6 protein-coding genes are annotated in these 13,001 nt (G+C 27.4%); 2 read left to right on the top strand and 4 right to left on the bottom strand.

Annotation, left to right across the window (positions count from 1 at the left end):
* The first annotated feature begins 210 nt into the window (after positions 1–210).
* Both recB and recD read left to right on the top strand, forming a co-directional pair.
* Positions 211–3,759, top strand: a complete 3,549-nt coding sequence (gene recB / locus M9408_RS02950) for an exodeoxyribonuclease V subunit beta (RefSeq protein ID WP_250257137.1) — start codon at positions 211–213, stop codon at positions 3,757–3,759.
* 186 nt (positions 3,760–3,945) lie between these two features.
* A complete protein-coding gene (gene recD, locus M9408_RS02945) occupies positions 3,946–5,838 on the top strand; it encodes an exodeoxyribonuclease V subunit alpha (protein WP_250257136.1) in 1,893 nt (630 codons plus the stop codon).
* A gap of 137 nt (positions 5,839–5,975) precedes the next feature.
* Here recD and recC read toward each other — a convergent pair whose 3' ends face one another.
* From recC to lysA, 4 genes are all read right to left on the bottom strand, one after another.
* Positions 5,976–9,314, bottom strand: coding sequence for an exodeoxyribonuclease V subunit gamma (gene recC / locus M9408_RS02940; protein ID WP_250257135.1), 3,339 nt, complete (start codon positions 9,312–9,314; stop codon positions 5,976–5,978).
* A gap of 148 nt (positions 9,315–9,462) precedes the next feature.
* Entirely contained in the window at positions 9,463–10,320 is an 858-nt protein-coding gene (lgt, locus tag M9408_RS02935; protein ID WP_250257134.1) for a prolipoprotein diacylglyceryl transferase, read from the bottom strand.
* A 196-nt stretch (positions 10,321–10,516) separates the two neighbouring features.
* Positions 10,517–10,993, bottom strand: a complete 477-nt coding sequence (gene rppH / locus M9408_RS02930; protein WP_250257133.1) for an RNA pyrophosphohydrolase — start codon at positions 10,991–10,993, stop codon at positions 10,517–10,519.
* A 651-nt stretch (positions 10,994–11,644) separates the two neighbouring features.
* Positions 11,645–12,913, bottom strand: coding sequence for a diaminopimelate decarboxylase (lysA, locus tag M9408_RS02925; protein ID WP_250257132.1), 1,269 nt, complete (start codon positions 12,911–12,913; stop codon positions 11,645–11,647).
* Between the last annotated feature and the right edge of the window lie 88 nt (positions 12,914–13,001).

The following is a 13,001-nucleotide window of genomic DNA, read 5'->3' as shown; positions in this document are numbered from 1 at the left end:
GATGAACTAACTTCACAAATGATTTTTAAAAATATGTTGTTTTTTATTATTAAGAAATATCATCTGCTTATTCTATAAGCAGATGATATTTCTGATTTTATTGTCATTTTATTTTTATATATTATTTCAGATAAAAAATATTATAACAATACGGTTTTTAATCATATTACATAAGCTTTGGTTGTGTTTAGATATGATGAATTATAGATTATGTATAACTTAAATGTTTTAGAATTGCCTTTGTATGGAGTTAATTTAATTGAAGCTTCAGCAGGAACTGGTAAAACATATACGCTAATAATAATTTATCTTAGATTATTATTATGTTTAGGAAGTAAATCAGATTTTTCCCGTCCTTTAACAGTGAAAGAAATTCTCGTAGTTACTTTTACTCAATCTGCAGCACAAGAATTACGCCATCGAATAAGAGAAAATATTCGTCAATTTCGATTGGATTGCATACGTGGATATAGCAGTAATTTTTTATTTTATAAATTATTGTCAAAAATATCTAATATGAGTTTAGCTATAAATCAATTATTCGAAGCAGAAAAAAAAATCGATCAAGCGTCTATATTCACTATTCATAGTTTTTGTCAAAATATTCTACATCATAATACGATTGAATTAAATATGTTGTTTAATACAAATATCATTGATAATGAAACAACATTATACCAACAGGTGTGTACTGATTTTTGGAGGCAGAATTTTTATGTACTTCCATTAAACATAGTGAGCTTAATTAAAGAATATTGGAATGATCCAAATGCTCTTTTAAATGATATTTTTCCTTATATTTATGGATCTCGGCTCAATTTTAATAATTATGATGCACATGAAGAAAAAAAAAATATTGTAACTTATTATGAAAAGATCCTAATTTACATTAATAGTGTTAAAAAGAAATGGTGTGAAAATGAAAATAGTATAGCTGTTGTTATCAATGCTTATAATATTAATCATAGAATATACAACAAAACAAATTTAATGCGTTGGATAAATATAATTAATCGATGGGCTACGCAACCAACAATTAATCATACTATACCTAATGAGCTAAAACGTTTTAGGGAGACAGAGTTAAAAATACATAACGATCATAGATTCAGTTATATGTATTCTTTATTTCATACTATAGAGAAATTATATAGACAGTTGTCATTATTTAAAGAACTAATATTTAATATCGCAATAAATGAAGTAAGTAATAATCTAAACGATACCCAACATTTAAGATCAGAAATTACTTTTAATGATCTTGTTAATGTTTTAGTTACTAGTTTAATTAAAGATAAAGAGAATAAATTATCGTATACAATACGTGCACGTTATCCAGTAACAATCATTGATGAATTTCAAGATACAGATCAGCAGCAATTTAAAATTTTTCATATATTATATAATAATTATTTAGAAAACGGTCTTATTTTAATAGGGGATCCCAAGCAGTCGATTTATGCTTTTCGTGGAGCAGACGTATTTGCATATATGAAAATACGTCGAACTATATACAATAGATATAATCTCAATATTAATTGGCGTTCATCATCAAGTATAGTTAATGCGATTAATCAATTATTTCAATTTATACCTAATCCATTTATTTTTGAAGATATTCCTTTTATTCCTTCGGTAGCAGCTAGTAGAAATAGTATGTATCGATTTGTGATAAATAATCAACTACAAACAGCTATGTGTTTTTGGGTACATCCCGATAATCTAATTACAATAGATAACTACAAAAAAGCAATGGCAAGAGAATGCGCCACTGTTTTATGTAATTTATTACACGAAATATATAATGAGACGGCTTGGTTAGAAGACGGAAAACATAAAAGAAAATTAAAAATATCAGATATAGTTGTATTAGTAAGAAATCATGAAGAAGCATCGTTTATTCGTGCTGCTTTATCACAAGTAAACATATCAACAGTATTTTTATCTAGTCATAAAAATATTTTTGAAACAGTAGAATCTTATGAATTATTATTGTTGTTAAAAGCAATTTTATTTCCAAAGCGACATATAATTTGTACCGCTTTAACAACTATTTTTTTTGGATTAAATTCGGCTGAAATCGAAAAAATTAATAATAGCGAATCTAAATGGGAGAAAATACTTGAAGAATTTTTTGAATATTATTCAATTTGGAAAAAAAAAGGCGTGTATCTAATGATACAAAAAATAATTTTTTCCTATAAAGTTCCCGAAAAGTTATTATCTACACAAAGAGGTGAAATTAGTTTAGTAAATATTTTACATTTAGGTGAATTATTGCAAAATGTTTCAATACAACTACAAGATGAGTATTCTCTTATAGAGTGGTTAACATTAAAAATAACACAACCAAAAAATAAGAGAGCATCTGACCAAACCTTACGATTAGGTAATGACTATCAATCTATAAAAATTAGTACAATACATAAATCTAAGGGATTAGAATTTCCATTAATATTTTTACCGTTTGCAGCGGACTTTAATTATAAAAAAAATTATTTTTTCCATGATAGGAAATCATATGAAACTTATTTAGATTTTAATATATCAAAATCAAATTTAATACTAGCAGATGAAGAGCGTTTAGCAGAAGATTTAAGATTATTATATGTAGCAATAACTCGCAGTATTTATCATTGCTCTATAGGTATTGGTTCAATAGTGCGTAGATATAAAAAGCAATCTAGTATTAATGATTTACATCATAGTGCTGTGGGATATTTAATTCAAAAAAAAAGCCCTGGTAATATAGAAACATTAAAGAAAAATTTAAAAAAGTTAAGTATTTGTTCAAATGGTGACATTTCTTTCCGTGTTATTCCGCAATTTCAAAAACTGGATTCTTATGCGCCATCTATTGTGTCTAATCAATTTTTATCTGTAAAAAAATGGGAGGCATCTGCAAATTATATTCCATGGAATATAACAAGTTTTAGTGCACTAAAAAATACAAGCGTTGACACATGTTTGGGTTTTCAGAAACAATTAGATATAAATAAAGATATTCAATTACGGGGGAAGAACATTTTATTGACCCCACACACTTTTCCTAAAGGAAAAGTGTGTGGGAGTTTTTTTCATAGTATTTTTGAAGTTTTAGATTTTAGAAAATTTGTAGATATGAAATGGTTGCGCATACATATGGAAAGATATAATATTGATCCCATTTGGAGATATGTCATTCGAGAGTGGATATATATAATACTTAATACCCCGCTTGATAATGAGAATTTCACTCTTTCACAGATAATTAATGAAAATAAGAAAGCTGAGTTTAAATTTTATTTACCTATTAATACACATTTAATGCCACAAGAACTAGATCGTTTATGTAAATGTTATGATCCCTTATCACGTAGATCTGAATCGCTTGATTTTTTAGGATTAACAGGAATGTTACAAGGTTTTATTGATTTAATTTTTTATTGGAATCATCGCTATTATTTATTAGATTATAAAACTAATTGGTTAGGAACAAATAATAATTCTTATATTTGTTCTAAGATAGAACAAGAAATGGTTAAACATCATTATGAATTGCAATATCAACTTTATACTTTAGCATTACATCGGTTTCTACGTAGTAAACTTGTATCTTATGATTATGAAAAAGACTTTGGAGGAGTATATTATTTATTTATACGAGGAATGGATGGAACATCATTTAGCAATGGTATTTATTTTTTCCGTCCACTATCGATATTTGTTAGTAAATTAGATAGTTTATTTTCTGGAAACAATCAAAATAGTGCTAAATAAATAATACTTGATTTATTTGATAAAAAATTACAAAAGTATATTTTTGTATAAATAAATTAAGTGCGATGTGAAATTAAAATATTAATAAATGTTTGTTTTTAATTAAAAAGTGTGTAATTTTTTATAATTAATGTAAATATGTAATGTTATTAACTCTAATAAGATGAGTTTTTATAATTTTTGCGAATGAAAGATATTACTAAAAAAGCTTTAAAATTAGGGTTATGGAATACATTAGATGTGCAATTTGCCAATGTGTTAACTCTGCCTATTTCTGATAATAATAATAAATATAATGTAAAAGAAGCGTTAATATTGGCTAGTGCGACATTAAGTGCTCATGTTAGATTTGGCCATGTTTGTTTACCTTTGTGTTTAATTACTTTTGATAAATTATTTCAAGGTAATCATCCTGAATTAGTTTATGCAATATACAAAAAATTAGGAAAATTATCGATAGATGCTTGGCAAGAATTATTACTTTCTTGTCCTGCAGTTAGTGATGGGTCGAAAATTACCCCATTAGTATTAGAAAATAAGCGTTTGTATTTATATCACATGTGGGAAGATGAGTGCAGAGTTGCGCGGTTTTTTAATTATAAATGTCAGTCAAATATTCTTCAAAAAGAAAAAATAATTTCTGTGTTAAATCAATTATTTCCTATAATTTATACAGAAATCGATTGGCACAAAATTGCTACTGCTATTGGAATAACACATCAAAGAGTGTTAATTTCTGGAGGTCCTGGTACTGGAAAAACATCGATTATAGCTAAAATAATAGCGGCACTATTGCTATGTAGTAATCGTAATGACGACCTAAAAATAAAAATGATTGCCCCAACGGGAAAAGCGGCAGCCCTTCTAACTGAATCTTTTAAAATAAATATAAATAATATCCCACAATTAGATAAAACTTATTTACATAATTTACCGGAAAGAGCTACCACTTTACATAGTTTACTAGAAACACGATTCTATAATAAAAATATTCAATATGACTATTTAGATCCTATGCACTTAGATCTTTTGGTTATTGATGAAGCTTCTATGGTTAGTTTATCTATGTTTGCTCAGTTATTTTTGACAATTTCACCTCAAACAAGAGTTATTTTTTTTGGTGATCAATATCAATTATATCCAGTAGAGCCTGGATCTGTATTTAAAGATATATGTCAATTTTCTAGTTTTCAATACTCTTATAAACGTTATCAAGAAATTGTAAATCTTACAGGTTACGAATTCCCTATTGTATCTTATTCTAAGCTATCCACACATTATAATTACAACAGTATTATTGATGGTATGTGTATACTGAAGAAAAATTATCGATTTAATGAAAGATCAGGAATTAATCAATTGGCTGTTGCTATAAATTTAGGAGATTGTACCCGCGTTTTATCGTTATTGACTTCAAACATATATAAAGATTTGCATTATATTTATATTGTAGAAAAAGAAAGTTATATGAATATGATTCTTAATTGCGCAATGGAATATTCTAATTATTTACAAAAATTGCAATATACTAAGATATCTAAAACAAATATTTTAGAATCTTTTAATCATTATCGAATATTATGTGCATTACGTGATGGTCCATTTGGTGTGATAAGAATTAATTATTTCATTGAGCAAATTTTAAGTGAGAAAGGATTAATTAAATTAAATAATTCTGGTAATTATATAGGTAGACCCATCATTATATTACGTAATAAACCATCTTTAGGATTATGTAATGGAGATATCGGAGTGTTGTTACTAAACGATCAAAATAAATTGTCTGCATATTTTATTCTACCAGAAGATAGATTAAAGGTTGTGCGGTTATATCAATTACCGGAACATGAAACTTGTTTTGCTATGACTATACACAAGTCACAAGGATCTGAGTTTAACCATATTGCAATAATATTACCCAATAAGCACACGCCAATATTAACACGAGAATTACTATATACTGCTGTTACTAGATCTCGTCAATGTCTTTTTTTATATGCAACAGATCATGTAATTATACGTAGCATCAATCTTGTCACGAAACGTTATAGTGGTTTGTATGATAGAATAGAAAAATGAATAATCTTATATATGATGTAATAAATTAAAATTTTTTATGTTTTGTTGATAGAGTTTATTATGTGGTATTAAATGTCATTTAATGTATAGCAATTTAATATTTTTAATTGGCACATCAAATGTTCTGAGTTATTACATTATTTTCTATATTTCATAAAATTTAAAAAGTAATGTTCTGCAGTTTTAGTAATTTTTTCAATATATTCTGCATTTAAATCAAATGGGATAATTTTACGTAAATAAGGATCGTGACTCTCTCTAAACAGAGAATATTTGGTACCCTTCCAGATTTGTATTAGTTTTTGACATGCTTTTTTTTGACGAGAAGGGTTTGAAGATATCGTTCTAGTATCCCAGTTAAATACATGATTCATCCAAGCTCCTCCAGACTGATATAATAATAGTATTGGTGTGTTTATCCCAGTACAGTAACCTAGTATTAAAATTAGTAGCAATTTTTTTGCATGCGGTTCTGAGAAATTAGGAAAATGCCACACATCATCAATACCAAATAACCTACTATCTCCTTTTCCACCGATGGCGCAATATGTTATATGCTCTAACCATAATAATAATATGTCTGTCATGGATAAATATTGAGTTTTCCAACGTATTAATCCATTTTTTTGAACTGTAGTTAATTGTCCAACTAGTTCAATCGTATCAAATACCAAATAAATATCTAAATTATGTTTTTCGATACGATGGTGCTCTTTTATTTGATTTGCTAACATTGCCATTTTTGAGTGTTGTTTCTCCCAAAATAATTCTCCAAATGCACCATAAGGTAAAATACCAGAAGCACATATACTATAATATAATTCATTAATATTTTTGTCATGAATTAAGTAATTAATTAATCTTGTATTTAGTTTGTAGCGATCTAATCCATCTACAGAAAAAGGTTCATCATTTAATAATTTTAATGTATTTTGATCAAAAAACACATTTAAACGTTTCTGAAACCACATCCTTACTGGATGGCGATAGAAATTATACAAGTCTTGAAATATTATTTTTTTAATGGCGCAATGAGGAAGTGAGGTATTAAAATTTGGGTAAAGCGCTGGAGAGTTAGATGTATTAGTATTTAGAGTGGGCAGCCATTCTTTGGCAAAACTCTGTTTGTCACTGTTAGGATTGAAATTTTCGGGAGAAAAAGGAAATGGATTGTGCCATTGACATAAGCGTTGACGTATGTATTTTATATTAATATCTATTTCTATATTCTTAGATTCTTCTAAACAAAAATTTAAAGCAATATATTCAAAAAGTTCATTAATTAATGAAGAAGGATAATTTGTGGTATTCTCATAAATTGAGTGTTCAATGAAGCTAATATATATTCGTTCTTGAGCTATTAAAAGTGCTAATAAAAATGAATAACAATCTGTTTCGTACATGTTATTATCATTTTTACGTGGATTTTTAGGTATTAAGTTAAAGTCTGGAAGTATTGTATTGCGAGGAAATAAATTATCGTTCATACCTAAAAAACACACTACTTTACAAGAAATACAGAAAGCTGGAGTAATATCACAAAAATTAATCACATTTGGAATAAATCGATGTATTATTTTATTTTGATGTAATTTATAACATAATTTTTCTCGTAAAGCTGTTATACTAACAGCTTGAGTATATTTTGCTTGTATACCTGATTCTAATATATTTCTACAACAATCTTTTAATAAAAGTAAAATTTTGTTATCTTTTGATGCATTTAGATGATCATAATAAAAAAAATCGTCAATTATCTCTTTTAAATAAAATTTCCATTTTTTTAGTGTGTAAGAGTGATTTAATCGATCTCTCCATTTTTTTAATGTTGTTAAAAACTCCCCTAATTGACTAATAATATTAGTATGTTCTCTGATTGTTGTATCATCATATGGGGAAATTGTTTCCCATGTTTTATTTTGGGTTTTTATAGCATAACCTAATAGCATTCGAGTTAATCCAAAACTCCAAGTATTTTGATTAGTAATAGGACAATTGAAGTTGTGCATGGTGAAATTATCAAGACCCCACCTAATACCAGATTTAACTATCCATTGGCTTAATAATTCAATTTCTTCTTTATTTATGTTAAACCGAGCAGCGACAGATGGTACTGTTAAAAATGATAGCATTTCTTCAGAAGTAAACCTGCTAGATGGTATGTTAAGTATATTAAGAAAAGTTGATATAATCGGATGTGTAATTTTTTTATGGTTATTTGCAATATTAAATGGTAAGTGCCGACCTTGTGTGTTATTGAATATAGTTTGAATCGCTGGGGCATATCGATGTATATCAGCAGCCATTACTATGATATCTCCTGGAGTCAATAATGGATCATTTGTAATCATTAACAATAAATTGTTATGTAAGACTTCTATTTCTCGTTGAATGCTATGACAAACATGACAAGTAATTGATTGATCTGTCGGCGCTAAGATGTATCGTTGACGAGATTTTAATGTTGGAATATTATTATGAGTTTGTGTATTTGTTTTACAATTATGAAATTCTAAAATATCTTTTTGTACAATGTGAAGTACAGAATCTTTTTTAGGAATGGTAAATGATTTTAGTTCGATTTTGTTTTTTAATTGAGTAAATAGAAGCAAGGTATTACGAGCAGTATTGCTCCATGAATTTAATAAAGGATGATTTACGTTAGTATAATTATTGTGGCTATAAACATGCGTAGGAAGAGATAAAGATGAATGTAATGAATTATTGCTATATAATTGGTTTTTTTGTTGTTTTGCAACATATGAATTTTGGTCGGATATATCATTAGGATTATGACAACAAGGATTTATAAACCATAAATAAATATCGATGTGATAACTTAAAAATTTCAAAATTTTCCAATATATGGGAGGGATGGATGTTATTCCAAAGATAAATATTCTACTTGGCAGATTCCAATTTATTTTTTTTACATTTTTAAGAAAATAGATGCAGTGCTGTAAAGGATTTATATTACTCTTTGGTGCTCGCTGATTATATTGTGTATTTTCTAAGAAACAACGCCATATTTTTGATTGCCAAATTTGATGTGTATTATCTAAATCATCTATTATTTTATGAGATTGCCAATTATTTAACCAATCTGGACGATATATTAAATATTGGGTAAATAAGTTAACAAGTTGCTCAGAAAATTGACTGATTTTTTGCTGATTTACATCATGATTTAGATATTTGTCTACAATCGGACAATCTTTTTTAATTTGCGTTTGAGATAATATTTTCATAAATTTCCAATACATAATAGAACGAGAAAAATTATTCATTATGGAATCATCAGATGTTATGTTATGAACAATGTTCTTCTGTATAAAAGATGTTAAAGTCATAAATGTGATATTGCATGCAACACCAAAGTGGTTAGCTAGTTCAATTTGTATCCATTGATCTATAACACTATGTTCTGTCAATATTATTTCAGATTGCATTGGATTAGATAATAGTTTGTTCGACATGATGTTGATTAATAGTTTTTTGAATAAATTAGCTTGGTTAGAATGACAAATAGTAAACATTATTTTATAAATTATTAAAGTAAAGAAGATATATTCTATATATATGTTTCTAACATATTATTTTTAGTTTTATTTATTGTAATTTTAATCATATTCGATAACCTTTATAAGAAAGGTAGATTATAATTACTCCGGATATGATCATAGGACACGATAAAATTTGGCCCATAGTAGCTATGTTGTAAATTAATCCTAAATGACTGTCAGGTTGACGAAAAAATTCTGCTATAACACGAAACAAACCATAAAAAATAAGAAATAACCCAGATACGCTACCTATAGGACGTGGTTTACAAATAAATTTATTTATGATAATAAACAAGATTATTCCCTCTAAAAACATTTCATATAATTGAGATGGATGGCGAGGTAGCGCGCCATAACTATCAAATAGTACTTGCCATTTAGGGTGATCTGGTAATATTAGCAAATCTTGGTATATAGCATTAGGAAACAACATAGCCCAAGGAATATCAGTGGCTATTCGGCCCCATAATTCTCCATTAATAAAATTTCCTAATCTGCCTAGGCCTAGTCCGAACGGTACAGCTGGAATTAAAAAGTCTGATACTTGAAAAAAAGTTAGATGTTTTCTATAAGAAAACCACATTATTGCTACAATCACTCCCATTAGACCGCCATGAAAAGACATACCTCCTTCCCATATATTAAAAATCCACAGTAAATTTTGAGTGAAAAAAGACCACTGATAAAATAATATATATCCAATACGTCCGCCTAATACAACACCAAAAAAACATAAACATAATAAATATTCTATATCTTTATTAGTCCATGAAATTTCATTGGCATGATGCGCACGATATAATAATGACCACATAGCATAAATAAAACCTAATCCATACATCATTCCGTACCAATGTAACGAAACAGGCCCGATTGTAAAAATTATTGGATTACACGAGTGATAATAAAAGTACTGCATATTTGATGATGTGTAATGTTCTGAAACATATTTGTTATTGGAGTCGGCGCTCAATCGTAATATTGAGATTGTCTAAAATTAATAAAAATTTAATTTATAATTTATATTCACGTGTTTTTAATGAAAAGATCGTTTAATTTTTTTATTAAATATACTTGATGATATCTTATTTTTAGAATATGTTTTGATTTAATTTTTAGGATATTATTCTATTAACAAATTCTTGCATGACTTTTCTGTATACATTTCTTTTAAAAAATACAACGCGACGTATAGGATACCATAAACTAACCCATTTCCAACTATCAAATGTATCATCTTTATTATTTTTTATGTTGATTCTTGCATCCTGAGATAAAAGTTTTAATAAAAACCATTTTTGTTTTTGTCCAAAACAAATTGGTTTAATTTTCCAGCGGATTAATTGTTTAGGTAATTTATAACGTATCCAGCATTGTGTAGAAGATAGGATACGTACATCTTGGTAATTTAATCCTATTTCTTCAAATAGTTCCCTATACATTGCTTGCTCTGGGGTTTCTCCGACGTTAATTCCGCCTTGAGGAAATTGCCAGCAATAATGTTGTTTATATCTTCGAGCCCATAATACTTGTTCATGAGTATTACATAGTACAATGCCGACATTTAATCGATAACCATCACTGTCAATCACCAGGTTTCCTCAGTTTTATTGAAATATTGTATTAATTTTAGTAAATATTGTGAAAAATGTGTGATTATATCATATAAAATAAAATAGATATCATAAATTATTATTAAAGTATATAATAATCATGTATGTCATTTATTGTTTATCTACTAGTACTATCATCATATAATCAAATGCATACATTGTATGCTATCCTGTAATCACGTTTAATTCAAGAATTTTGAATATAACTTTATGTGCCTTAATTAATTAATGATTTTTATAAAAATATTTAATTAAAATTTGATTATTATTCAATTTTAGATTTGTTATTTAAATAATGAATGTTATTAAAAATTTAATAAAATCTATGGATGATACATTTGTAAAAAAATTATTAATAGCAATGATTCATGGTTTTCTAAATAAGAAAGCACAAAACACATGGAATACATACACTTTATTTTATAGTTTATTATTTTTTATTTAAAAGAATATGTAGTAAAGAATTGTTTTCAAATATAATTTAAAATAAGTTCAGTGAAATATTGATTTATTAAATTGAAGTTTTAAGGGATTAAGTAATTAAATTAGTGTATTAGAAATTTACATGACATTGAATTTGTTAATGTATAATATTATTATCTAATAATTAAAATACTTTTTATGTAAAAATTATTCTGTTATTTCTAACATTAATAAATCTTCTAACTTTTGTTTTCGGCGAATTTGCCGTATTTGTCCGTTTTCAAGCAGAACTTCTGGTAATAATGGGCGGGTATTATAGTTAGAAGACATTGAAGCACCGTATGCACCAGTATCGTGAAATATTAAATAATCTCCTACTTTTGCTGAATAAGGTAGCTTACGTGTTAATATTGTTCCGTTCATATTTTGTGTAAAAACATCTCCAGATTCACATAATGGACCTCCAACAACAGTATCGCGTAATTCTTCTAAGGTAATATTTCGATGATCTCCAGGTATTAATGAGATACGATGATAACTACCGTACATTACTGGACGCATTAGATCATTATATCCTGCATCTATTAATATGAAATGACGACGACCCATTTCTTTTACTGCTCTAATTTGTGTAATTAATATTCCTGATTCAGCAACAAGAAAGCGACCAGGTTCTATTTCTAATTTTACTGTATGACCTAAATATTGGCTAATGCGTTTTCTTGTGTTATCCCATAAATGAAAATAATGATTTACATTTAATACCGTATCATTATCTTGGTACGGTATTGTTAACCCTCCGCCAGCAGAAATAAGTTGTATATTTATTTTATATTTTAGGATTTGTTGGGTCATAGCATTACATACTTTAGATAAGTGACTATAGTGTACTCCAGAGCCAATGTGCATGTGGAGCCCAATTAGTTGTAGATTATAATGATAGATATAAGAAAGGGCAGTTAGTATATCTTCATGCCAAATACCATGTTTGCTATTTTCTCCTCCAGTATTAGTTTTTTGATTATGTCCATGTCCAAATCCAGGATTAATACGTAACCATATTTTATGTCCAGGGGAACAAGCCCCTAACTGCGCTAACATATCTATTGATCCTGCATTAACAGTAATATTTAATTCTGACACTCTAAATAATGTTTCTTCTTCTAAAATATCAGCAGTAAAAATTATTTCGTCACTTTCTTTTCCAGTATTAAAACCAGCTAATAATGCTCGCTCAATTTCTCCTAAGGAAACAGCATCTACCTTAACCCCATGATTATGCATTAATCGTAGAATATGAATATTAGAACAAGATTTTTGAGCAAATCGTATAATGTCGAATTGTTTTAATTGCGTAATACGATTGATTATAACTGATGCATCATATACCCATACTGGGCCTTTATATTTTTGATGCAATTTTATTAAGTTTTTATAGTTAAGGATATTCATTTGAGTAAAGATATTATGTATCATGTTATATTTATTATTTTATTAAGATATGATTTAGTATTGAAATATTTTAAAAAAAATTTTATCACTGAATATAGTTAAACGTAATCAG

The sequence above is a fragment of the Candidatus Blochmannia vicinus genome (assembly GCF_023586525.1).
Classification (GTDB): domain Bacteria; phylum Pseudomonadota; class Gammaproteobacteria; order Enterobacterales; family Enterobacteriaceae; genus Blochmanniella; species Blochmanniella vicinus.
This window is presented reverse-complemented; position numbering and strand designations above follow the sequence as displayed.